The 24389-nt window shown below is 60.7% G+C and carries 20 protein-coding genes; 2 read left to right on the forward strand and 18 right to left on the reverse strand.

Annotated features, from left to right (window positions below; genetic code table 11):
• Nucleotides 1-30: 30 nt before the first annotated feature.
• The 4 genes from yacG to BKX96_RS26315 are packed head-to-tail and all read right to left on the reverse strand — an operon-like array spanning nucleotide 31 to nucleotide 2939.
• Nucleotides 31-231: a DNA gyrase inhibitor YacG gene (gene yacG / locus BKX96_RS26300; protein ID WP_007970539.1), complete on the reverse strand. Its 201-nt coding sequence runs from the start codon at nucleotides 229-231 to the stop codon at nucleotides 31-33.
• Nucleotides 228-851, reverse strand: a complete 624-nt coding sequence (gene coaE, locus BKX96_RS26305) for a dephospho-CoA kinase (RefSeq protein WP_046815690.1) — start codon at nucleotides 849-851, stop codon at nucleotides 228-230. The genes yacG and coaE overlap by 4 nt, the downstream gene beginning before the upstream one ends.
• Complete coding sequence (locus tag BKX96_RS26310; RefSeq protein WP_077185860.1) at nucleotides 848-1720, reverse strand: prepilin peptidase; 873 nt, start codon at nucleotides 1718-1720, stop codon at nucleotides 848-850. Before BKX96_RS26310 ends, coaE begins: the two co-directional genes overlap by 4 nt.
• 1 nt (nucleotide 1721) lies before the next feature.
• Nucleotides 1722-2939 carry a type II secretion system F family protein gene (locus BKX96_RS26315; RefSeq protein ID WP_077185861.1) on the reverse strand — a complete coding sequence of 406 codons (1218 nt, stop codon included), beginning with the start codon at nucleotides 2937-2939 and terminating at the stop codon, nucleotides 1722-1724.
• Between the two features lie 284 nt (nucleotides 2940-3223).
• On the opposite strand from BKX96_RS26315, the gene BKX96_RS26320 reads away from it, so the two are divergent.
• Both BKX96_RS26320 and BKX96_RS26325 read left to right on the forward strand, forming a co-directional pair.
• Nucleotides 3224-3643: a pilin gene (locus tag BKX96_RS26320; protein WP_046815687.1), complete on the forward strand. Its 420-nt coding sequence runs from the start codon at nucleotides 3224-3226 to the stop codon at nucleotides 3641-3643.
• 308 nt (nucleotides 3644-3951) lie between these two features.
• The gene (locus tag BKX96_RS26325) at nucleotides 3952-4308 is read left to right on the forward strand and encodes a BON domain-containing protein (RefSeq protein ID WP_046815686.1); all 357 of its coding nucleotides are present in this window, start codon (nucleotides 3952-3954) and stop codon (nucleotides 4306-4308) included.
• A 192-nt stretch (nucleotides 4309-4500) separates the two neighbouring features.
• Here the strand turns inward: BKX96_RS26325 and BKX96_RS26330 are convergent, their stop codons facing one another.
• The 14 genes from BKX96_RS26330 to dksA form a co-directional block, all read right to left on the reverse strand.
• Nucleotides 4501-7455, reverse strand: a complete 2955-nt coding sequence (locus BKX96_RS26330; protein ID WP_077185862.1) for a DUF748 domain-containing protein — start codon at nucleotides 7453-7455, stop codon at nucleotides 4501-4503.
• A 93-nt stretch (nucleotides 7456-7548) separates the two neighbouring features.
• Nucleotides 7549-8565 carry a class I SAM-dependent rRNA methyltransferase gene (locus BKX96_RS26335; protein ID WP_046815684.1) on the reverse strand — a complete coding sequence of 339 codons (1017 nt, stop codon included), beginning with the start codon at nucleotides 8563-8565 and terminating at the stop codon, nucleotides 7549-7551.
• 63 nt (nucleotides 8566-8628) lie between these two features.
• The gene (locus BKX96_RS26340; RefSeq protein ID WP_077185863.1) at nucleotides 8629-9498 is read right to left on the reverse strand and encodes an oxygenase MpaB family protein; all 870 of its coding nucleotides are present in this window, start codon (nucleotides 9496-9498) and stop codon (nucleotides 8629-8631) included.
• 32 nt (nucleotides 9499-9530) lie between these two features.
• Entirely contained in the window at nucleotides 9531-11468 is a 1938-nt protein-coding gene (gene acs / locus BKX96_RS26345) for an acetate--CoA ligase (RefSeq protein ID WP_077185864.1), read from the reverse strand.
• A 159-nt stretch (nucleotides 11469-11627) separates the two neighbouring features.
• Complete coding sequence (gene pgi, locus BKX96_RS26350; RefSeq protein ID WP_046815681.1) at nucleotides 11628-13292, reverse strand: glucose-6-phosphate isomerase; 1665 nt, start codon at nucleotides 13290-13292, stop codon at nucleotides 11628-11630.
• A gap of 207 nt (nucleotides 13293-13499) precedes the next feature.
• Entirely contained in the window at nucleotides 13500-14360 is an 861-nt protein-coding gene (gene panC / locus BKX96_RS26355) for a pantoate--beta-alanine ligase (protein WP_046815680.1), read from the reverse strand.
• Nucleotides 14357-15157 carry a 3-methyl-2-oxobutanoate hydroxymethyltransferase gene (gene panB, locus BKX96_RS26360; protein ID WP_046815679.1) on the reverse strand — a complete coding sequence of 267 codons (801 nt, stop codon included), beginning with the start codon at nucleotides 15155-15157 and terminating at the stop codon, nucleotides 14357-14359. Before panB ends, panC begins: the two co-directional genes overlap by 4 nt.
• 375 nt (nucleotides 15158-15532) lie before the next feature.
• Nucleotides 15533-16018 carry a 2-amino-4-hydroxy-6-hydroxymethyldihydropteridine diphosphokinase gene (gene folK, locus BKX96_RS26365; RefSeq protein WP_046815678.1) on the reverse strand — a complete coding sequence of 162 codons (486 nt, stop codon included), beginning with the start codon at nucleotides 16016-16018 and terminating at the stop codon, nucleotides 15533-15535.
• 3 nt (nucleotides 16019-16021) lie between these two features.
• On the reverse strand, nucleotides 16022-17422 hold the full coding sequence (locus BKX96_RS26370) for a polynucleotide adenylyltransferase PcnB (protein WP_046815677.1): 1401 nt from the start codon (nucleotides 17420-17422) through the stop codon (nucleotides 16022-16024).
• A gap of 709 nt (nucleotides 17423-18131) precedes the next feature.
• Nucleotides 18132-19571, reverse strand: coding sequence for a sigma-54-dependent transcriptional regulator (locus BKX96_RS26375; protein ID WP_077185865.1), 1440 nt, complete (start codon nucleotides 19569-19571; stop codon nucleotides 18132-18134).
• 22 nt (nucleotides 19572-19593) lie between these two features.
• On the reverse strand, nucleotides 19594-22548 hold the full coding sequence (locus BKX96_RS26380) for a sensor histidine kinase (RefSeq protein WP_162488900.1): 2955 nt from the start codon (nucleotides 22546-22548) through the stop codon (nucleotides 19594-19596).
• Entirely contained in the window at nucleotides 22532-22708 is a 177-nt protein-coding gene (locus BKX96_RS32570) for a hypothetical protein (RefSeq protein WP_003176118.1), read from the reverse strand. Before BKX96_RS32570 ends, BKX96_RS26380 begins: the two co-directional genes overlap by 17 nt.
• 77 nt (nucleotides 22709-22785) lie before the next feature.
• The gene (gene gluQRS / locus BKX96_RS26385) at nucleotides 22786-23682 is read right to left on the reverse strand and encodes a tRNA glutamyl-Q(34) synthetase GluQRS (RefSeq protein WP_077185866.1); all 897 of its coding nucleotides are present in this window, start codon (nucleotides 23680-23682) and stop codon (nucleotides 22786-22788) included.
• A 77-nt stretch (nucleotides 23683-23759) separates the two neighbouring features.
• Complete coding sequence (dksA, locus tag BKX96_RS26390) at nucleotides 23760-24203, reverse strand: RNA polymerase-binding protein DksA (protein WP_046815673.1); 444 nt, start codon at nucleotides 24201-24203, stop codon at nucleotides 23760-23762.
• Between the last annotated feature and the right edge of the window lie 186 nt (nucleotides 24204-24389).

Consider the following 24389-nt stretch of genomic DNA (forward strand, 5'->3'; position numbering starts at 1 on the left):
CATGCTTGAGATCGTCGACGCCATCGTGAATCAGTGACGCGGGTCGAAGTCGCCGCTGAACATCTCGTCCTCGGCATCGGGAGCCACTGGGATCTTGTGTTCTTCGGACGCCCAGGCGCCCAGGTCGATCAGTTTGCAGCGATCAGAGCAGAATGGCCGGAATTTGCTCTCGGCTGTCCACTCCACGGGGGCACCACAGGTTGGGCATTCGACGGTTGTTGGTTGGCTCATGACTGGCCTCCACGCAAAGTAAGGTAAAAGTGATGCAGGCGTTCGACCTCGCTGTGCAGCCAGGCGAGATCGCGGTCGTTGACCACCACGTCGTCGGCATGGCTTATGCGATCCTGGCGGCTGGACTGGGCCTTGAGGATCGCCTGGACCTGCTGCTCGCTGGTCTGGTCGCGCTGCAGGGTGCGTTCGATCTGCAACTGTTCGGGGGCATCGATCACCAGGACCCGTTGGGTCATGGCGTACTGGCCGGATTCGATCAGGAGCGGCGAAACCAGGATCGCATAAGGTGATTTTGCCAGCGCCAGGTGATGGGCAATCTCTTCGGCGATCAGCGGATGTAGCAAGGCTTCCAGCCAGAGGCGTTGCTCTGGTACTTCGAAGATCAGTTTGCGCAATGCGGCGCGGTCCAGTTGCCCGTCGGCCAGCAACACGCCTGGGCCGAAGTGTTCGGCAATCTTCGCCAGCGCCGGCCGACCGGGTTCCACCACCCAGCGAGCGGCATGATCGGCATCGACCGCGTGCACGCCCAGGTCGATGAAGTGTTGGGCCGCCGCGCTTTTGCCGCTGCCGATGCCGCCGGTCAAGCCGAGAATCCAGGGTTTTTCCACAGGGGTATTCATTTCAGACCGACAAACTGCCAATAGAAGTCGGTTATTTGACCACCCCAGAGCAGGGCAATCCAGCCGGCAATGGCCAGATAGGGGCCGAAAGGGATTGGCGTCGATGTTTGCGCCTTGTGCAGGCGCAGGTAAATCACACCGATGATCGCGCCCAGCAGGGACGACAGGACGATCGTCAGCGGCAGGATCTGCCAGCCGCCCCAGGCGCCAAACATCGCCAGCAGCTTGAAATCGCCATGACCCATGCCGTCCTTGCCGGTGATCAGCTTGAACACCCAGAACACCGCCCACAGGGCCATGTAGCCGGCAATGGCGCCCCACAACGCCTCAGGCAATGGCACGAACAGATCGAGGCTGTTGATGATCAGCCCCAGCCACATCAGCGGTAGCACCAGTACATCCGGCAGCAGTTGATGCTCGGCGTCGATCAGGCTCATGGCGAGCAGGCCCCAGGTCAGGAGCATCGCCATGCCGGCTTGCCAACCGAAACCGAAGTGCCAGGCAATGAACGCGGTCAGAAGCGCGCAGGCCAGTTCGGTCAATGGATAGCGTTTGCTGATCGGTGTCGCACAGTCCGAACAGCGCCCGCGCAGCAACAGGAAGCTCAATACCGGAATGTTTTCCCAGGCACGGATCCGGTGGCCGCAGTATGGGCATTGGGAGTGGGGCAGCATCAGGTTGAAAGTAGGCAACGGTGTTTCGCCGGGCAGCCCGAGGATCTCATGGGCTTGCATGCGCCACTCGCGCTCGAGCATTTTCGGCAGCCGCCAGACCAGTACATTGAGGAAGCTGCCGACCAGCAGGCCGACCACCCCGGCGATGACGACGAAAGCCTGCGGGAAGTGGATCAGAATTTCGTTCAAGGGCATGTCAGATCGCTGAGCCGAGTTGGAAGATGGGCAGGTACATCGCAACCACCAGGCCGCCGACAATAACACCCAGCACCACCATGATGAACGGTTCCATCAGGCTGGTGAGATTGTCGACCAGATTGTCGACCTCGTCCTCGTAGAAGCCGGCGAGCTTGTCGAGCATGTCGTCGAGTGCGCCAGACTCCTCGCCAATGGCGGTCATCTGAATGGCCATGTTGGGAAAAACGCCGGTCGTACGCATGGAAAAATTCAGCTGCATGCCCGTAGCAACGTCCTGCCGAACGCGCAGCACCGCACGTTTGAACACGATGTTGCCGGTGGCGCCGGCCACCGACTCCAGGGCTTCTACCAACGGCACACCGGCGGCGAAAGTGGTCGAAAGCGTGCGGGCGAAACGGGCCACGGCGGACTTGTACATCAAGGTACCTGCCAGCGGCAGTTTCAGCAGCCAGGTGTCCATTCGATCACGAAAGCCTTGCGAGGTTTTCAAGGCGTGGCGCACAGCGAAAATGCCTGCGGTCAGCGCGCCCAGCAGCATCCACCAGCACGCCTGCATGAATTGCGACAGGTCGATGACCATCAGGGTGAAGGCCGGCAGCTCAGCGCCAAATCCCTTGAATACGGATTCGAATTGCGGCACCACCTTGATCAGCAGGATGCCGGCCACGATGATCGCGACGCACACGACGATCAGCGGGTAGGTCATGGCCTTCTTGATTTTCGCCTTGAGACGCTCGCTTTTTTCCTTGTAGGTCGCCACCCGCTCCAGCAAGGTGTCCAGTGCGCCGGCCTGTTCCCCGGCGTCCACCAGGTTGCAGTACAACTCGTCGAAATATTGCGGTTTCTTGCGCAAGGCGCCGGCGAAGCTGTTGCCCGCCGCTACATCCTGTTTCACTTCGTCGACCAGCTTGCGCATGGCCGGGTTATCGAAGCCTTCACCGATGATGTCGAAGGATTGCAGCAACGGCACGCCGGCTTTCATCATGGTCGCCATCTGCCGGGTGAAAAGGGCAATGTCCTGGGCCTTGATGCGCTTGCCCCGATTGAAAATCGATGTGGTCTTCCTGCGCACCTTGCCGGGGTTGATACCTTGTTTGCGCAATTGCGCCTTGATCAGCGCCGGGTTCTGGCCGCTCAACTCGCCCGTTATCTTCGCGCCTTTCCGGTCTGTGCCTTCCCAGCTGTAGACGCTGGTGCTTGCTGCCTTGACTGCCATGTTCAGCCCTTTGTAACCGCCGATGCGTTGATCGCAGCCGATCGGCTCATAGATCGTGAATGTGCCGATGCGTTCCTCGGGAAGCGACTTATAGCCTAGTCAAGCGGCAGAACCAATCCAGCGCCGTTGAGGTGACAAAAAGTGTCAGATAGTGCGGTTCCTGAGGGGAAAAAAGGGGCTTCGTGGCGATCGCGCGCCCCGCGGACAGGGGACGCAGGGCTTGGCATGGGCTGTGCTGTGCAGGTGCAGATCATGAGAATTCGACTCATGCACGGAGGCTGTCCTTGAACAATCAAAAAGGTTTTACCCTGATCGAGTTGCTGATCGTGGTGGCGATCATCGGCATTCTGGCAACGTTTGCGATACCGGCTTACTCGAAGTACCAGGCGCGGGCCAAGGTGACGGCCGGGCTGGCCGAGATATCGGCGTTGAAGGTGGCGTTCGAGGATGTGATCAATCAGGGCGACGACCCTGATCTGGCCAAGGTCGGCGGCACGCCATCAACGTCCAACTGCACGACCTCGGCCAGCGGTAAAGCCACTGATGGTAGCGGGACCATCGGTTGCACGATCCTTAATGCGCCGGCTCCGGTGCTGAACAAAACCATCACCCTTTCGCGTACGGCAACAGGCTGGACATGTGCCACCACCGTCGATCAGGAATACGCGCCAAAAGGCTGTACGGGCGTAGTCCCGAAAGCCTGATACATCCGCTTATTACCGGATACCCCGCTTATGCGGGGTATTTTTTTCTCGATGTTCAGCGGTGTCGGGTGTCTGAGAAAACTTCCCACAATTCATGGCCTTAGGCCTTCTTCAAAACCCGCAACTTGCATGTAGATAATTTCCAACTCATGCAATTTGCATGATTGTGAAAAATGACTGATTTTATAAGTTATTGATTTTTAAGCTATTTATACGTGTTTCAAAGTTGGCACAGCGTTCGCAATATCTACGGTAAGCCTGCTGACAAGACAATCAGCAGATTTTCCAGAAAAACAGGAGTTACTCGTATGAAGAAGTTCGCTATTGCTGCCGCTGCTGCTACCACGCTGACCCTGGCCATGGCCAACGCTGCGTTTGCTCAAACCACCCAGGCTACCCAGTCGCCAATGGTGCTGGCTGCCGGTGAAGTGACTGAAGCAAAAGAAGCTACTTCCGATACCTGGATCACTACCAAAGTCAAAGCTGACCTGGTTACCGAGAAAGGCATTCCAGGTACCGATATCAAAGTGGAAACCAATAAAGGTGTTGTGTCCCTGTCGTCCACCGTTGCGGTAACCGACGCTCAGAAAACCACCGCGGTGGCCATCGCCAAGAAAATCAAAGGCGTCAAGGCGGTCTCCGCTGACGGCCTGAAAGCCGAGTAAGGCAAGACTTCTCGCCTGGACTGGGAGAAGGCGCGGTAGGCGGGCTGAGCCATACGTCTGCCGCAACTTATGAAGTTCATGCGACCGGCCACAGGGATGTGGTCATTACAGGCCCCGGCATTCGTGTCGGGGCCTGTTCTATTTCGGGCCTGGGGAACAACTGTGGGAGCCAGCAGGCTGGCTCCCACACCCTCACTCAGCGTCCAGGTGCATTGGGGTGACGACCTTGCCGTCCTTCTCGGCTTCACCCAACTGGGCATCGATGAAGTACACCCGATCATCGGCCAACTGCCCCTTGTCGACCAGATAATCCTTGATGCTGCTGGCGCGTTCCTGACCCAGCTCACGCAACAGTACTTCGCTGGTACTCCAGAACTGGATCACGTCCGCACGCATTTTTGCGGTGCGTTCTTCTTTGCCCAGATCTTTCCATTCGACGGGTGGCTGGACTTTCAGGCGTGTGCGGTAGATCCCTTCCAGCAGTGGACCTTTCTCACTGTCGGGCACCTCCAGCAGACTCGCTTTCGCCGGTACCTTGTCGCCACGGCGCTGGAGCATTTTGTAGTAGTTGTACTGGTATTCCCGTTCCAGGCGTTGCTCGGCGAGCAGCGGGCCGTCGCTGCTCTTGGCTGCGGTGCCCTCGATTTCCAGGCGCAGGGCCGGGCGTTCCTTGAGGGCCTGGGACAGTTTGACCAGTGCCGCTTCGGCGTCCTTGCTCAGGTCGCTCGAGCCCGGCGCGAATGACACGGTACCCAGGTCTTGCGAACCACCTCCGCTCACCAGGCCACCGATGAGTTTGAACGGTGCGGCGGCAGCCTTGACGATCAGGTTGCGCAGGGTCTGCCAGACAATCGGCATGACGCTGAACTGCGGATTGTTCAGGTCGCCGCTCACCGGCAGTTCGATGGAAATCTTGCCGTCGACGTCCTTGAGCAGGGCAATCGCCAGTTTCAGTGGCAGGCTCACGGCGTCCGGGCTGTCGACTTTTTCGCCCAGTTGCAACTGCTCCACCACCACTTTGTTTTCAGCCTTGAGCTGGCCCTTGACGATGACGTAATGCAGTTCGAGGTTGAGCCGGCCCTTGCGGATGCGATAACCGGCGAACTTGCCGGAGTAGGGGGTCAGCGTGGTCAGTTCCACGCGTTTGAAACTGGTGGCGATGTCGAGGCTGGCCATCGGGTCGAACGGGTTGACTGCGCCCTTGATGGTCACCGGTGCGTAACGGTCGACCTTGCCCTTGATATCGACACTGGCCGGTTTCGCCTGGCGGCTGTCGATGGTCCCGATCGAACCGTTGAGCTGCTGGATGGCAGTGGCGAAGTTAGGGGTCAGGCTGAAGTCGGCGAAGTTCGCAGATCCGTCGTTGATGGCAATGCCGCCGATATGGATGCCCAGGGGCTTGTCCTTGCTGGCGGCCGGTTTGCTGGCGGCGGGTTTGGCGCCGGCGTCCGGCGGTTGCGGGATCAGCAGATCATCGATGTTGGTGGTCCGGTCATCGTTGATCATGAAGCGCGCATAGGGTTGCAGCAGGTTGATCTTGTCGATCGACAAGCTGTCGCCGTGCTGGTAGTTCAGGCCTTCGACCACCAACTGTTGCCACTTGAGGAAGTCGCGGGTCTTGAGGGTATCGAGGGTGTGCAACTGATCGACCTGGGCGCGGCCGGTGACGCTGAGGGCCAGTGGCTCAGTGCTTTTCAGATTGACCGCCAGGTCGCTGCCGAGCATGCCGCTGCGCAGTTCCAGGCGAATGAACGGACTGATATAGGACTGGGCGACGCGCAAGTCGATGTCCTTGGTCTGTACGTTGAGCCTGGCGCTGACCGGCGCCAGGTTGACCTCGCCATCGGCCGTGAGCTTGCCTTGTTTGCCCACGCCGGTGTCGAGCTTGAGGGCGAAGGGCGAGCCATTGAGGCTGTCGAACTTCTGCAAGTCGAGATTCAGCGGGCTCAGTTCCACTTCCACGGGGGGTTGTGCCTTGCGGTCCGCCAGATGCACTTTGTAATCGCGCAATTGCACATCGGTGAGCAGCACTTGCCAGGGTTTGCTCGGCACTGCCGGTTCAGGTTTCGGCGAATCGGCCGCCGCCGGGGTGCTCGGCGGTTCGGCGTTGGCCTTGGCCGCCGGCTTGGACGGTTGGCTGGCAAACAGCTTCTGCCAGTCGAGTTGGCCATCGGCTTCCAGTGCGGCCCAGGTTTCCAGCTTGTGGCTGCGGATCTTGCCGACCACCACTTGTTGTTTGGCCAGGTCCACCGTGGTTTCGCTTATGTCCAGACGCTCGAGCTTCGCCAGCGGCCGTCCGTCCGGGGCCTTGATCGCGAAAGGCGCGACGCTGACAGAGAGGTTGTTTAGCAGCAGTTCGGTTTGCTTGGCCAGGCTGAGTTTGTAGTCGGTACTGAGGCTCATCACCCCGCTTTCGAGGTCCAGGGGCACGGCGTCGCGAACATAGGGCCAGAAGGCTTTCATCTTGCCGTCGGTAATTTTCAGCTTACCTTCAGAGGCGAACGGAATGAGGCTGAAGTTGCCGGTCCAGTCGATCTGGCCACCGTTGGGGCCAATAGCGACCAGCTCCATGTCGGCGCTGTCTTCGGGCAGGGTGCTGAGATTTTTCAGTTCGAAGTCGAGTTTGTCGTAGAGAAATTCGATCGGTTCGCTGGGGCGCTCATCCTTGAAGTGCAAGGCGCCGCCGGCCAGTTTGATCCGGTCGATGCGCAATGGGAACGGCTTGGCATTCGGGTCGGCCGGCGTGGGTTCACTCGCTGGCAGTTTGAACAGCCCGCGCAGATTGAGCTTGCCGTCCTTGCTGAAGAGGATTTCGGTCGTGGATTTTTCCAGTTCGATGTCGGACAGGTGCAGCGCCTTGGTCCAGAGACTGTCGAGCTGCAGGTTGGCGTATAGGCGTTGGAAGCCGACCTGTTCCTTGCCGGGCTCGCCGATGTTCAGGCCCCAAAGGGTCACTTCAAGGCTGAACGGGTTGAGTTCGATACGCTGGAGGGTGGCGGGCGTCGTGGCGTAGTTGGCCAGTTGTTGGTTGGCAACGCGCAACGCGATGCCGGGCAAAATCAGAAAGCCCAGCAGACTGTACAGGGCCAGAGCAGTCAACAAGGCGCCGATGGCGCGAATCAATCCTTTGTACATGTGCGGCTTCATCTGTCTGGATCGGAGTGCCTTGGAGTATGGCACGCGATTTCGGTTCCGAAGTCGTCACTTCCTGCAGGATTTGTCTGAAAACAACGGCGACTTTCAGAACTGCAAAATCAGGGTTTTCAGCGGTGGCTGCTGGTCCATGGACGGGAAGTCGGCGCCTGGTTTCATGACGGTCCACTCCCGTACCGGCCGACCGGCTTTCTCGGCGCAACGCAAAACCTGCTCACGCCAGTCGTCCATGCTGACTTTTGCCAGGTTGTTGCAGCAGATCAGCACGCCATTGTCGGCGGTGGCCAGCAACGCCGGCTTGAGCAGGCTCTGATAGTCGCGCAGCAGGTCGACGGTGCCGAAAGCACTCTTGGCCCAGGCCGGTGGATCGAGCAGCACCAGGTCGTATTGACGCTGTTCCAGGCGTTGATAGCTCGGCAGTTTCTGCCCGCGACGCTGGCTAATGGGCAGGCCGGCCAACTGGCGAATGGCCGGGAAGTAGTCGGACTGGATGAATTCCATGGTCGGCAATTGCGGGTTGAGCAGGCCATTCTCGCGACCGACCGCCAGGTTGCCTTCGGCGAAGTCCAGGTTGCATACCTCGCGGGCTCCACCGGCGGCGGCGCTGAGGCCGACCCCGCAGGTGTAGGCGAACAGGTTCAGTACGCTTTTGTTCTGGCTGTGGGCCTTGACCCAGCCGCGGGTGTTGCGCAGGTCGAGGAATAGCAGCGGGTCTTGCCCGGCGTGGCGCCCGCGCACCCGGTAATTGAGGCCCCATTCATGGCCCACCAGGTCTTGCAGCGCGGCGTCGTCGTTGCGGTAGACGGTGTCTTCGCGGTCGATGCGCGAGTTGCCACGGGAGCGGTCGTTGTAGACCAGCAGGGTTTCAAAGCCCAAGTGCTGATTGACGATTTCGTGCAACTGCAGCAACGCTTCGCGGTCCAGCGACTGGTGGAAGCTCTGCACCATCAGTTGCGGGCCATAGCGGTCGATCGTCAGGCCGCCGGCGCCTTCCTGGCTGCCATGGAACAGGCGATAGCAGTCGGTGCCCTGGCTGTGCAACTCGGCCAGCAGATCCTGGCGGTTTTCAAGGGCGGCGCGCAGCGCCTGATTCAAGGAGGACATGCCGGGCGCCTTGCAGGTGGAATTGGGCGCGGGAGTTTAACAGCATCGCGAGCAGGCTCGCGCCTACAACAAGCCCATACGTCTTTTCGCACGCTGCACCGAGCCATTGCGCACTGCCCAGCGCAGCATCGGCGCACTGCGGTTGACGCTGGCGCGGATCAGTTTGCGTTGCAGCGGACTTTGATGGACGCCGAGCATGTCACTCGCCCAGTCCGGCAGCAGATCGATTCCTGCCTGCATCATCAAACCGCCGAATGGTCTGGCCAGGCGGCTGGGGGAAGGGGCGTTCAACAACAATCGCAGCACTTCCCGACTGCGTTCGTCGCACAGCAGTTGCGGGCGGATGTGTTCAAGGTAATCGCAGACTTCCTGACGGGAACGCGGCACCTCGCGCGCGCCGAGGCGTTCGGCTACCAGAGCGATTTCGCCGTAGTAACGATCCTGGTCGGCCAGGGACAAGCGAGGGTTGCGGTAGCGCAAGTGGGCGGCGAGGAAGTTGCTGACCTCGGCCACATGCACCCAGGTCAGCAGCTCGGGATCGCTGGCGGCATAGGGGCGTCCGTCCGGTGCCGTACCGGTCACTTGCAGATGGATGGTGCGCACTTTCTCGATCAGCCAGTCGGCGTCCTGGCGTGAACCGAAGGTGGTGCCGGAGATGAATTGCCCGGTGCGGCGCAGGCGACCGAGCATGTCCTCGCGAAAATTCGAATGGTCCCACACACCCGCCAGGGCAAGCGGGTGCAGGGCCTGCAGCATCAGGGCGCTGATGCCGCCGATCAACATGCTGCTGAAGTCGCCGTGGACTTGCCAGCTCACCGAATCCGGCCCGAACAGCCCGGGGTCGCCCTTGGGGTTTTCCAGGTCGAGCTTGCCCAGGGACAGGCCGGTCAGGCTCATGATCTGGGTTTCGATGCGGGTACGAATGTATTCCATGGTGTCCCGGTTTTGACTTCAGAAGCAGTACGTTATTGGTTCAAGCGCTTGTCGATCAAGCCCTGGACCACGCTCGGGTCAGCCAGGGTCGAGGTATCTCCCAGGCTGTCCAGTTCGTTACAGGCGATCTTGCGCAGGATGCGCCGCATGATCTTGCCTGAGCGGGTTTTCGGCAAGGCCGGCGCCCACTGGATCAGGTCGGGCTTGGCGAAGCTGCCGATTTCCTTGCTGACGTGGGCTAGCAAGGCTTTTTTCAGTTCTTCGTTGGCCTCGACGCCGTTCATGGGGGTGACGAAGGCGTAGATGCCCTGGCCCTTGACGTCATGGGGATAACCGACCACGGCGGCTTCGGCGATGTTGTCATGCACGACCAGGGCGCTCTCCACTTCGGCGGTGCCGATACGATGCCCGGAGACGTTGATGACATCGTCGATGCGCCCGGTGATCCAGTAGTCGCCATCTTCGTCGCGGCGAGCGCCATCGCCGGTGAAGTAGTAGCCGGGGTAGGGTTTGAAGTAGGTGTCGACCATTCGTTGCGGGTCGCCGTAGACGCTGCGGATCTGTGCCGGCCAGCTGGATTTGATCGCCAGCACGCCGCTGCCGGCACCTTTGATTTCCTTGCCATGCTCGTCCAGCAACACCGGTTGCACGCCGAACATCGGTTGTGTCGCGCAGCCCGGTTTGATCCGCTGCGCGCTGACCAGCGGGCTGAGCATGATGCCGCCGGTCTCGGTCTGCCACCAGGTATCGACGATAGGGCAGCGTTGTTCGCCGACGACATTGAAGTACCACTCCCAGGCTTCCGGGTTGATCGGCTCACCGACTGTGCCGAGCAATCTCAAGCTGGCGCGGGACGTTTCCTTCAATGGCTGCGCACCTTCGCGCATCAGCGCGCGTAACGCAGTGGGGGCAGTGTAGAAGATGTTCACCTTGTGCTTGTCGATCACCTGCCAGAACCGCGACGTGCTCGGGTAGCTCGGCACGCCTTCGAAGATCAGGGTGGTGGCGCCATTGGCCAATGGACCGTAGACGATGTAGCTGTGGCCGGTGACCCAGCCGACATCGGCGGTGCACCAGAAAACTTCACCGTCGCGGTAGTCCAGCACATATTTGAAGGTCATTGCCGCTTGTAGCAGGTAGCCGCCAGTGGTGTGCAGCACGCCCTTGGGTTTACCGGTGCTGCCGGAGGTGTAGAGGATGAACAGCGGGTCTTCGGCGTCCATCGGCTCGGGCGGGCAGTCGTCGCTGACGTCGCGCAGCGCCTGGTGATACCAGAGGTCGCGGCCCTCGACCCAGTTCACCGGGTTCTGGGTCCGTTCGACTACGACCACGGTGCTGACATTCGGGCAGCTTTGCAGCGCCTTGTCGACATTGTGCTTGAGCGGTACGAATTTGCCGCCGCGCACGCCTTCATCGGCGGTGATCACTGTGCGGCAGTCGGCGTCGAGGATCCGGTCGCGCAGCGAATCCGGCGAGAATCCACCGAACACCACCGAATGCACTGCGCCAATGCGCGTACAGGCGAGCATGGCATAGGCTGCTTCAGGGATCATCGGCATGTAGATGCACACCCGGTCGCCTTTTTTCACGCCACGGCTTTTGAGCACGTTGGCCAGGCGGCAGACGTAATGGTGAAGTTTCTTGTAGGTGATCTGGGTGGATTCGGCGGGGTCGTCGCCTTCCCAGATGATCGCGGTTTGATCGCCGCGTGTGGCCAGGTGACGGTCAATGCAGTTGTAGCTGACGTTCAGTTTTGCGCCGGTAAACCAGTGGGCTTCACCGGTTTTCAGGTCGTAGCGCTGGACGGTCTGCCACGGTGTGCTCCAGTCGAGGAAGCGGGTGGCTTGTTCGGCCCAGAAGGTGCTGGGGTGTTCGATGGATTCGCGGTACAGGCGGCGATAGTCGTCCTGACTCAATTGAGCAGCCCGGCGCACGGCATCGGCTTTGGGAAACGTGCTGATATCGAACATGACGGTTCCTTCTTCTTGTTTTGGCGAAGAGGGGAGCTGCGCGACCCTCGTAGGAGCTGGCTTGCCAGCGAAAGCGGTGGATCAGTCAATACCTATGTCGACTGACACACCGCAATCGCTGGCAAGCCAGCTCCTACAAAGGTTAGTACAAGCGTCAAGTCATCCGCGGTGACGCCCGCGGAAGTAGTTGATCAAGCCTTGGGTGGATGCGTCGTCGGCCGGGGTTTCCTCACTGCCGACCAGGCGGTTGTAGACGCCTTTGCCCAGTTCCTTGCCCAGCTCCACGCCCCATTGGTCGAAGGCATTGATGCCCCAGATCACGCTTTGCACGAAGACTTTGTGTTCGTACATCGCCACCAGCGCACCCAGGCGCCGCGGGCTGATGCGCTCGACCACCAGGGTGTTGCTCGGACGGTTGCCCGGGATCACCTTGTGCGGCGCCAGGCTCTGCACCTGCTCTTCGCTCATGCCTTTGTCACGCAGCTCGGCCTGCGCTTCGGCCAAGGTCTTGCCGAGCATCAGTGCCTGGCTTTGCGACAGGCAGTTGGCGTACAGCCACTGGTGATGGTCGGCCACCGGGTTGAAGCTGACGATCGGCACGATGAAATCGGCCGGGATCAGTTGGGTGCCCTGGTGCAGCAACTGGTGGTAAGCGTGCTGGCCGTTGCAGCCCACGCCACCCCAGATCACCGGGCCGGTGTCGGTGCTGACGGGCGTACCGTCCTGGCGCACGCTCTTGCCGTTGGATTCCATGTCCAGCTGTTGCAAGTGCTTGGTGATGTTACGCAGGTAGTGATCGTACGGCAGGATCGCGTGGCTTTGCGCGCCCCAGAAATTGCCGTACCACACACCAAGCAAGGCGAGCAGCACCGGCATGTTCTGTTCGAACGGGGTATTCAGGAAGTGCTGGTCCATGGTGTAGGCACCGGACAGCAATTCCTTGAAGTTCGACATGCCGATGGCCAAGGCAATCGGCAGGCCGATGGCCGACCACAGCGAGTAACGCCCGCCGACCCAGTCCCACATCGGGAAGATGTTCTCTTCGCGAATGCCAAACGCCACGGCGGCGGCGTTGTTGCTCGATACCGCGATGAAGTGGCGATGCAGCTCGGCTTCCGAGCCCCCCTGGGCCAGGTACCAGGCGCGTGCGGCCTGAGCGTTTTTCAGGGTTTCGAGAGTATTGAAGGATTTCGACGAGACGATGAAGAGCGTGGTCTCGGCGCGCAACTTCATGGCCAGTTCGTGAAATTCGCTGCCATCGATGTTTGCCAGGTAGTGGCAGCGCACGCCTTTCTGGGCATAGGCCAGCAGGGCTTCGGACACCAGTTCCGGACCGAGGAACGAACCACCGATGCCGATGTTGACCACGTCAGTGATCGGCTTCTCGGAGTAGCCGCGCCACAGGCCGTCGTGGATACGGCCCACGAGGTCGGTGATCTGGTTCAGTACCTTGTGCACTTCAGGCATCACGTTGACGCCGTTGACCGACAGCTTGTCGCCGACCGGGCGACGCAAGGCGGTGTGCAGGGCGGGGCGTCCTTCGGAGGCGTTGACGATTTCGCCATCGAACAGCGATTTGATCGCGCCCTTGAGGTCGACTTCGTCGGCCAGGCCCACCAGCAGGTCGCGGGTCTGGGCGTTGATCAGGTTTTTCGAATAGTCGAGAAACAGGCCACAGCTGCTCAGGGTGAATTGGTTGAAGCGCTGCGGGTCGGCGTTGAAGGCCTCGCGCATGTTGAAATCCTGCATGGCCTGGCGGTGGTCTTTCAACGCCTGCCAGGCGGGCAGGGTGGTCACGTCGTGGGGGGTGCGGTAATACGCCATCGCTGCGGGTTTCCTTTTACTTGAACTGCCTTTAAGACACTGAAAATACCGGAATGTCCTGACCACTGACTGGCGGTAACCCGGTTAGCCTGCGTGCACACGATTAAATAGCGCAGACCGGTAACAGTAAACCCAGAGAGACGATCTGTCTTGGCTTTGTCGGACCTGCGACCGGTACTTTTTTGTACCGGCGCGGTCGTGGGGGAGTCAGGCGGGGGTGTCGAGGTTCAGGTGCAGGTTGTCGATCAGGCGCGTCGTCCCCAGGAACGCCGCCACCAGGATCACCAGGTCCCGATCTTCCGGGGTTGCCGGGCGCAGGCTCAACCCATGGCGAATTTCCAGGTAGTCGGGGCGCAGGCCCGCCGCTTCGAGCTGTTGCAGCTTGGTGCGGATCAGGGCCGGGTAATCGCGCTCGCCTTGCTTGATCGATTCGGCGATCTCGCTCAGCGTGCGATACACCACTGGAGCCACCGCGCGCTGATCCTCGTCGAGGAAGCCATTGCGCGACGAAAGAGCCAGGCCATCGGCCGCCCGTACCGTCGGCTCGCCGATGATCTGGATCGGCATGTTCAGGTCATGCACCAGCGCGCGAATCACCGCCAGTTGCTGATAGTCCTTCTGGCCGAAGATCGCCAGGTCCGGCTGGACCATATTGAACAGCTTGCTGACCACCGTTGCCACACCTTCGAAATGCCCCGGACGGCTGGCGCCGCACAGGCCTTCGGAAAGCTGCGGGACGCTGACGCGGGTCTGGCCGGCCATGCCGTCGGGGTACATCTCTTCAACGGTTGGCGCGAACAACAGGTCGCAACCGGCCTCGAGCAGCTTTTCCTGATCGGCGGCGAGGGTGCGCGGGTATTTGTCGAGGTCTTCGCCAACACCGAACTGCAGCGGGTTGACGAAAATGCTCGCGACCACGAAATCCACCCGTTGGGTGGCCTTGGTGATCAGCGCGACATGACCGCTGTGCAGGTTGCCCATGGTCGGCACAAAGCCGATGCGCTTGCCTTCACTGCGGGCGCGGGCCACGGCGGCCCGCAATTCGCGTACGGTTTTGACGGTGTTCATGCAGAGAATCCGTGTTCGATGCCTGGGAAAGTCGCCGCTTTGACTTCAGTGACGTAAGCGCTCAAGGCCGCATGAATGCTTTCCTGGCCGGCCATGAAGTTCTTCACGAACTTGGGTACGCGTCCGGTAATGGACAGGCCCAGCATGTCATGCAGGACCAATACCTGGCCGTCGGTGCGGTGGCCGGCGCCAATCCCGATGACCGGAATGCTCACGGCCTGGGTGATTTCTTCGGCCAGGTCGCTGGGTACGCATTCGAGCAGCAGCATCGCCGCGCCGGCCTGTTCCAACGCAATCGCATCGGCACGCATCTGCCGCGCCTGGTTTTCGTTGCGACCCTGGACTTTGTAGCCGCCGAGGATGTTCACCGATTGCGGCGTCAGGCCCATGTGGGCACACACCGGAATGCCTCGTTCCGCCAGCAGGCGGATCGAGTCCGCTAGCCACAACGCGCCTTCGATCTTGACCATGTGAGCGCCGGCCTGCATCAGCAGGGCACTGTTGGTCATGGCCTGTTCCGTGGTGGCGTAGGCCATGAACGGCAAGTCGGCCAGGATCAGGGCGTCGGTGTTACCGCGTTTGACGCAGGCCACGTGGTAAGCCATCTCGGCGGTGGTGACCGGCAGGGTGCTGTCATGACCTTGCAGAACCATGCCGAGGGAGTCGCCCACCAGCAGCACTTCGACGCCGGCCTGGTTGCAGGCGTGGGCGAAGGTCGCGTCATAGCAGGTCAGCATGGTGATTTTTTCACCTTTTTGCTTGAGACCTTGCAGAGTGGTCAGGGTGATGGCTGGCATGAAAAGTTCCTCATTCAGGCGCTGTGGAAACTACTGCGAGTAACGCGCGTGATTCTTCGTTGAATACAGGCGCACGGTCTTTTGTCGTGCTTTTAAGGCCTGGATTGCGCCCTTGATGCCGCGGTGACGGCAGCGGGACGCCTATAGTCGTGAGGAGAACGTGGGAAGTCAATTGCGTGTGTTACCGCATTGTTACGCGTGGGGTGTTACCGGGTTGACTGATGCGTTTCAGCAAATTCTGCAGGAGCAACACAATCCAATGTGGGAGCGGGCTTGCTCGCGAAGGAGGCCTGACATTCAACATCTGTGTTGATTGATGCACCGCTTTCGTCGGAACGCCGCCCGGAGCAAGCCCGCACCCACAGGGGGGCTTGGTCAGCTCGAAGGGAGGCGTTCCAGCCCGACGAACGGGCACGAAGCGAGCAAGTCGGCCAGTGTGCGGCCATCGGCAAGGCGCAAGTCGGCGGGAGCCAGTTCGGCCAGGGGATACAGCACGAATGCCCGTTCCTGCATATGGTAATGAGGGACTCTCAGGCGAGGCTCGTCGATCAGGCGGGCTCCGAACAGCAGGATGTCCAGATCCAGCGTACGCGGCCCCCAGCGCTCGAGGCGCTCGCGGCCCTGGCCGTTCTCGATTGACTGCAGGGCGTCGAGTAGCTCTAGGGGGGGCAGCGTGCTGTCGAGCGCGGCCACTGCGTTGGTGTAACGCGGCTGGCCGGGCAGCAACGAGTCGCTTTGATAGAAGGCTGAAACCCCGACAAGCTCCGAGTGCGGCAACTGTGCCAGCGCCTCTACGGCGCTGCGCAGTTGTTCGGCGGGGTCAGCCAGGTTGCTGCCCATGCCGATGTAGATGCGTTCCATGGATTACTCGCCCGTGGTACTCGATGCGTCCGCTGCGCGCTTGCGCTTGGAGCCGCCGCTGCGGCGACGTTTGCGTGGGCCGCCGGTGCCGTCGTCCTTGCCGCTGAGGTCACGAATCATGTCGCGACGTTCGCTGTCATTGGCATCCTGGTAGTCCGTCCACCATTCGCCCAGGCCATCGGTCTGCTCGCCGGCGCTTTCGCGCAGCAGCAGGAAGTCGTAGCCAGCGCGGAATCGTGGATTGTCCAGCAGCAGGTCGGCCCGTTTGCCGCTGCGCCGTGGCAGGCGCTCCTGCATGTCCCAGATCTCGCGGATCGGCAGGGTGAAGCGTTTCGGGATCGCGATGCGCTGGCATTGCTCGGCAATCAGTTCGTGAGCAGCTTCCTGCATCGCCGGGATCGGTGGCATGCCACGGTCCTGCAAACGCAATACGCGTGCCGGCAGGGCAGGCCAGAGCAGGGCGGCAAACAGGAACGCCGGGGTCACCGGTTTGTTCTGCTTGATGCGCAGGTCGGTGTTGATCAGGGCTTCGCTGATCAGGGTGTGGGTGTAGGTCGGGTTGTATTCCAGGGCCTCGGCGCTGGCCGGGAACAGTGGATCGAACAATTGCAGGTCGACCAGCATTTCAAAGGTGTCGGCCGCGTGACCGGACAGGAACAGCTTGAGCACTTCTTCGAACAGGCGGGCCGACGGGATCTCGCGCAGCATGGGCGCGAGATCGCGGATAGGCGCGGCGCTGTGTTTTTCGATGCCGAAATTCAGCTTGGCGGCAAACCGCACGGCGCGCAGCATCCGCACCGGATCTTCCTGGTAGCGCTGCTTGGGGTCGCCAATCAGGCGGATCAGTTGGTTGCGAATGTCGTGCACGCCGTTGGCGTAATCGAGGATGCGTTCGCTGACCGGGTCGTAATACAGGGCGTTGATGGTGAAGTCGCGACGTTGCGCGTCTTCTTCCAGGGTCCCGTAGACGTTATCGCGCAGGATGCGCCCGCTTTCGTTTCGCGAGGATTGATTTTGATCTTCCTCTTCGTCGTTTTGCGGGTGATTGGCGCGGAAGGTCGCAACTTCGATGATTTCGCGACCAAAGTGGATATGCACCAGTTTGAACCGGCGGCCGATGATCCGTGCGTTACGGAATTCGGCGCGTACCTGTTCAGGGGTGGCGCTGGTGGCGACGTCGAAGTCTTTCGGCGTGATGCCGAGCAGCATGTCACGCACACAGCCGCCAACCAGATAGGCCTGGTAACCGGCGCCCTGCAGGCGTTCGACGATGTTCACCGCGTAACGGCTGAATTGCCCCTTTTGCAGCGAATGTTGACCGCTGTTGAGCACTTCAGGCGTGCTGCGAATGTGTTGCGTACGACGCACGGGAGTACGGAATGACTGGAACAGCTTCTTCAGCATGGGATGCACTGTTTGAAGGAATGTTCGGCCAAAAACGAAGAATGACCGCATGATGGGCGGGGATTCTAGCATTTAGTCGGGGGATGGTGTAGGACACAGCAGATTTGAGCTGTAGGAGCGAGGCGGGGCAGGCAAATCACAGAAACTACAAGGGGAGCCGAAGCTCCCCAAGAAGTAGTTGCATGCTCTATTTTTGTTATTGGTTTCGGGCTTCTTGTTTTTGTTGAGTGCCCTCGCCATGAAGCTTTCCTTCATGACCCTCCCAATCGGGAGCCAAGAGCAAACGGATTGCTTTGGTCGCTGTGCTGCAGTGATCTTGCGATCCAACCAGTTCAGGCTCTGTCTTAAGACAGTTTTTTGTTGTTCTCGGCCTGGTCGTGGGGCAAGCCCCAAATACAACGCCTCTCCAAAAGAATCAGTTAGCTGCGCCTCTCGCCGTCTTGTTTTTATTGTGCGTGAGTCGATACGTCTTATTTTTATTGTCTTGTGCATTGCTTGTTATTGTTCTTGTACCAAACATATAGCAGGGTGCGTGCCAACTTTTGCGAACCCCAGTAAAACAAGGGGTTAGGCGGATGGAGGGGGTAGATGAGGGCCAAAAAAAACCGGGGCTTCGTTACCGTAAGCCCCGGCTTCTGTTACGTGAAAAACCTGAGGTAACAGTTTTTTCACAAAATCATGTGTTACCCGCACATGAGACAGGTGGGGTTCAGCTTTCGCTGGCCACCCCGGTTTTGCGCCGTGGGATGCCCAGGCGCTGACGGCGTTCCCACAGGCATTTGCGACTGACCCCGAGTTTGCGCGCCAGCTCTGTTTCGGTCATGTGATCCTGATGCTCAAGCACGAAGTGCTGGAAGTAGTCTTCCAGGGACAGGTCTTCGGTCGGCTCATGATTGTTGTTGCCGGCATTGCCGCCGCCCTGTTGCGGAGGCAGGCCGATGAACTCGTCGTCTTCCAGGTCACCCAGTTCGATGTCGATGCCCAGCAGCTCGGCGGAAATTTCCGCGCTCTCGCTCAGGATGACAGCCCGCTCGACCGCGTTTTCCAGTTCGCGAACGTTGCCTGGCCACGAGTAGTGACGAATGGCTTGCTCGGCGTCCGTGGCGAACCTCAGGTCTGTACGGTTGATCCGAGCGCTTTGGCGCGCCAGGAAGGCGTTGGCGATTTCATTGACGTCCGCGCCGCGCTCGCGCAGGGCGGGCAGTTTCAGGGCGATCACGTGGAGTCGGTAATACAGGTCTTCACGGAACTGGCCGATCTTCGCCAGGCTCTTGAGGTCGCGGTGGGTCGCGGCGATCAGGCGCACATCGACTTTCTGCGACTGGACCGAGCCCACTCGACGAATTTCACCTTCCTGCAACACGCGCAGCAGGCGCGCCTGGGCCTCCAGTGGCAGCTCACCGATTTCATCGAGGAACAGGGTGCCGCCATCCGCCGCTTCCACCAGGCCGGCACGGCCGGCGCTGGCGCCGGTGAATGCGCCTTTCTCGTGGCCGAACAGTTCCGACTCGATCAGGCTTTCCGGAATGGCCGCGCAGTTCACCGAGATCATCGGCGCCTTGGCCCGCTTGGAGAGGTTGTGCAGGGCACGCGCCACCAGTTCCTTACCGGTACCTGATTCGCCCTGGATCAGGACATTGGAGTCGGTCGGCGCAACTTTGCGGATCTTGCCATACAGGTCCTGCATCGGTGGGCACGAGCCGATGATGCCGATTTCACCGTTGCTGTTGTCGCTACCGGGTTTTGCCGCGCCATTGCCGGCTTTGGCGGCAACCGGTTCGACACTGGCTTGCGCCGATTGCCGGTCGCGCAGGATGCGTGCGACGGCCTGGAGCATTTCGTCATGATCGAAAGGCTTGGCGATGTAATCCACCGCGCCCATCTTCATCGAGTCCACCGCCGAGCGCAGGCTGGCGTAGCTGGTCATGATCAGCACCGGAGTGCCCTGGCCCAGCTTGATCAACTCGGTGCCCGGCGCGCCCGGCAGGCGCAGGTCACTGACGATCAGGTCGAACGTGGGAATGGTGAAGCGTTCTTGTGCTTCCTGCACTGAACCGGCTTCGCTGACCTGGTACTGGTTGCGTTCCAGCAGGCGGCGCAAGGCGGAGCGGATAATGGTTTCGTCTTCGACGATCAAAATGTGCGGCATTGATTCGATACTCTCGACGGTCTCAGTTCACAGCGGACGTCGCTTCGACATGACGCGGTAAAGTCACCCGGATCCGGGTGCCGCGTTGGCTCTGTACATCAGCCGGGCTGTCGATGGTGATTTGTCCATAATGCTCTTCAACGATGGAATAGACCAGTGCAAGGCCCAGACCGGTACCTTCACCCGGGTCCTTGGTGGTGAAGAAGGGTTCGAACAATCGGTCCATGATGCTCTGTGGAATTCCGCTGCCTTCGTCTTCCACGATCAGATCGACCGTGTGTTCGCCGGCTTCGCTTTTGACCCGCACCGCGCTGCCGGGGGGCGAGGCGTCGCGGGCGTTCGAGAGCAGGTTGATCAATACCTGGGCGAGCCGCTGCGGGTCGCCTTCGACCCAGTGGTCGGGATCGCACAGGTTGTAGAACTGCACTTCGAAATTGCGCCGGTTCAGGGCCAGCAGGCCGATGGCATCCTGCGCCACTTCCGCCAGGCAAACGGGTTCGTCGCTGTGCTGGTGGCTGCCGGCGTGGGCGAAGCTCATCAACGATTGCACGATGCGCGACACGCGCTTGGTCTGTTCGAGGATCTGCCCGCTGATTTCCTTGAGTTCGCCGTCTTCCTCGCGCTCTTCGCGCAGGTTCTGCGCCAGGCAGGCAATGCCGGTGATCGGGTTGCCGATTTCATGGGCCACGCCCGCAGCCAGGCGACCGATGCTGGCCAGGCGCTCGGAATGCACCAGTTTGTCTTCGAGCATCTGGGTTTCGGTCAAGTCTTCCACCAGTAGTACCAGGCCACTGTTGCCTGGTGCGAGCGGCTCGTCGATCGCCGCCTTGTGCAGGTTCAGCCAGCGGGTCTGGCCGTCGAGGGCCAGGTGCTGTTTGTGCAAGTGCTCATCCGGCACGTTGATGAAGCCTTGCAGCAGCGCTTTCCACGGGTCGGCAATGGTGCTCAGGCGCGAACCGACCACGCGCTGCGCGGCGATCCCGGTCAGTTCCTCCATGGCTTTGTTCCACATGAGGATTTCCTGGTCCTTGGCCAGCGAGCAGACGCCCATCGGCAACTCCTGCAGGGTCTGGCGATGATAACGGCGCAGGGCATCGAGTTCGGCGGCCAGGCCGGTCAGGCGCGAGTGGTAGTCCTCGAGGCGGCTTTCGATGAAGTGGATGTCTTCGGTGACATAGTTTTCACCGCCGGCCTTATAGGGCAGGAACGTCTCGACCATGTCCTGGGCCACGCTCGGTCCCATCAGGCCGGAGAGATTGGCTTCGATGCGGTCGCGCAAGCGGCGCAGGGCGTACGGCCGCCGTTCGTCGAAGGGCAGGTAGAGATCGCGCAGGGCCTGCTCGACTTCCTTCTGCGCGGCCTTGGCACCCAGCGGTTTGGCCAGCTGGGTGGCGAACTCCTGGGGCGAGGCGGCATGCAGCTCCCGGCGTTGCGGGCGGCGCACGTTGTCCACGGCGCAGGCTTCGGCGGCGCTGGCTTCTTCGGTGCTGGCATTGGTGAACAGCGAAATCAGGGTGAACATCAGCACGTTGGCGGCCAGGGAGGCGATCGCGGCCATGTGCCAACTGGTGTCGTCGAGCACGTAGATCATGTTCAACAACGGTATATAGAAGCCCTGCAGGTTGCCGACCAGCGGTAACAACATGGTCACCAGCCACACCAGGATCCCCGCCAGCAGCCCGGCAATGAAGCCGCGACGGTTGGCGGTCGGCCAATACAGTACAGACAGCACGCCAGGCAGGAACTGCAGGGTGGCGACGAAAGCGACGATACCGAGGTTGGCCAGGTCCTGCTCGGCACCCAGCATCAGGTAGAAGCCGTAGCCAGCCATGATGATGGCGACGATCAGGGCCCGTCGGGTCCACTTCAACCAGCGGTAAATGTTGCCTTCGGCCGGTGGCTGGTAGAGCGGCAGCACCAGGTGGTTCAGGGCCATGCCGGACAGGGCCAGGGTGGTGACGATGATCAGGCCGCTGGCGGCGGACAGGCCGCCGATATAGGCCAGCAATGCCAGGGCCTTGCTGTTGGCAGCGATGCCGATACCCAGGGTGAAGTATTCCGGGTTGGTGGTGGCGCCGAGTTTCAGGCCCGCCCAGAGAATCAGCGGTACCGCCAGGCTCATCAGCAACAGGAACAGCGGCAAGCCCCAGCTCGCGCTGACCAGCGAGCGCGGATTGAGGTTTTCGGTGAAGGTCATGTGGTACATGTGCGGCATGACGATCGCCGAGGCGAAGAACACCAGCAGCAGCGTGCGCCAAGGGCCTTCCTGCAATGGCGTGTGCAGCGCGGCGAGGGCGGTCTGGTTTTGCAGCAGCCACAGCTCCAGCTGTTGCGGGCCGTCGAATACACCATACAGCGCATAGAGGCCGACGCCGCCCAGGGCGATCAACTTGATCACCGACTCGAAGGCAATCGCAAACACCAGGCCTTCATGTTTTTCCCGGGTGGCGATGTGCCGGGAGCCGAAGAAAATCGTGAACAACGTGATCAGGGCACAGAAGCTCAGCGCCACGCGATGCTGTACCGGCTCGCGGGTGAGGATGCCGATGGAATCGGCGACCGCCTGGATTTGCAGCGCCAGCAGGGGCAGAACCCCGACCAGCATGAAAACCGTGGTCAGCGCGCCGGCCCAGGTGCTGCGAAAGCGAAACGCAAACAGGTCGGCCAGGGACGAGAGTTGATAGGTGCGGGTGATCTTCAGGATCGGATACAGCAGCACCGGCGCCAGCAGGAATGCGCCGGAAACGCCCAGGTAGCTGGACAGGAAGCCGTAGCCATACTGATAGGCCAGGCCCACGGTGCCATAAAAGGCCCAGGCACTGGCATAGACCCCCAGCGACAGGGTGTAGGTCAGCGGGTGGCGAATGATCGCCCGCGGGATCATGCCCCGTTCGCTGACCCAGGCCACGCCGAACAGTACCGCCAGGTAGGCGGCGCTGATCAGGATCATCTGGGTCAGGCTAAAGCTCATCGGCATCTTTTTGGCTCTGCAGGATGAAGGTCACGACGATCAGGATCAGCCAGAGCAGATAAGGGCGATACCAGGCGCCCGTGGCGTCGATCCACCAATCCATGATGGCCGGGGAAAACAGGTAAATCCCCACTACCAGGAGCAGGACCAAGCGATAGATGTACATCCCGGCCTCTCTTTTTTATGCCCGTGCCCGAAAACGTGCGGCGATGGTAACGGATGGGCGCGCCACTGCAAGTACGATCACTGTAGCTGTGCCTCAGGCAGGCTCAGTGTGCGCGGGATCAACAAGGCGTCCCAGTGGGCGATGCCCCAGTCCAGCACTTCCCGTGGCGTGGCGCAGGCCAGCTCGGTTCCCGGTTTCTGTCCCAGTGCGCGTAACGCCCGCAGCAACAGTGGCGTTGCCTGATCTTCGGTCAACGGCGGCGAACGGTAGGATTTACCGAGTTTGTTGCCGTCTGGCTGGGTAATCAGCGGGATATGCAGGTAACGGGGTTGAGGCAGGCCGAGCAGTTCTTGCAGGTAGAGTTGGCGGGGTGTGGAGTCCAGCAGGTCGGCACCGCGAACGATGTCGGTAATGCCCTGCCAGGCATCGTCCAGGACCACGGCCAATTGATAGGCGTAGAGCCCGTCTCGGCGGCGGATCACGAAATCGCCGACTTCGCGTCCCAGGTGTTGGCGGTATTGACCCTGCACCCGGTCGAGGAAGTGATATTCCAGTTCCGGTACGCGCAGGCGGATGGCCGCACCATCAGTGCCATGGCCGGCATTGCGGCACAGCCCCGGATAAATCCCGTGATACGGCTCCAGCTGTTTGCGCGAACAGGTACAGGCGTAGGCCAGGCCCTGATTGAACAGGCGATTGAGCACTTCGGCGTAGGCCTCGTGGCGATCGCTTTGGCGAACCAGGTCGCCATCCCACTCGAAGCCGTAGCTTTCCAAAGCCTTAAGTATGGCCGCCTGGGCGCCGGGTTCTTCACGGGGCGGATCCAGGTCTTCCATGCGCATCAGCCAGCGGCCACCCACTGAGCGGGCGTCCAGGTACGAAGCCAGTGCCGCGACCAGCGAACCGAAATGCAGGTGGCCACTGGGCGTGGGGGCAAAACGCCCGATATAGGCGGGGGAGGTGATGGCGGTCATGAATGCATTTAAAGCCAAAAAAACATCAGAAACAAAAACGGAGCGTTCGCACGCCCCGTTCTTCGTTCAAGTCGCGATTATTTGCCGACTTGCTTTTCCTTGATTTCTGCCAGTGTCTTGCAGTCGATGCACAAGTCAGCGGTAGGACGTGCCTCGAGGCGCTTGACGCCGATCTCGATGCCGCAGGACTCACACCAGCCGTACTCTTCGTCTTCGATCAGCTGAAGCGTCTTGTCGATCTTCTTGATCAACTTGCGTTCACGATCGCGGGCGCGAAGCTCGAGAGCGAACTCTTCTTCCTGGCTGGCACGGTCTGCCGGGTCCGGGAAGTTGGCCGCTTCGTCCTTCATGTGGTCCACAGTCTTGTCGACACCTTCCATCAGCTCTTTTTTCCACTGATTCAGAACCTTGGTGAAGTGCTTGCGCATGGGCTCGCCCATGTACTCTTCGCCAGCTTTCTGAACATAGGGCTCGAAGCCGCTGATCGTCTGATTCGCTTGTTGCTTTGCTTGGGTGGACATGAAATAGACCGCCTCTACTCTTGTAATCCATCTGCGCAGGATTGCTCCATCACCGGCACCTGCCGGCCCTGCGGCTGCAAGCGGGCGAACTTACCAGATCAAATCAGACCGCGCTACTCCCGGATGTCGAGGGCGCAGCCCGCGGTGCTTGCAAATGATGGCAAAGCGTTGCCTGGTGGCTCTGGA

Source organism: Pseudomonas putida, from assembly GCF_001976065.1.
Lineage (GTDB): Bacteria > Pseudomonadota > Gammaproteobacteria > Pseudomonadales > Pseudomonadaceae > Aquipseudomonas > Aquipseudomonas serbica.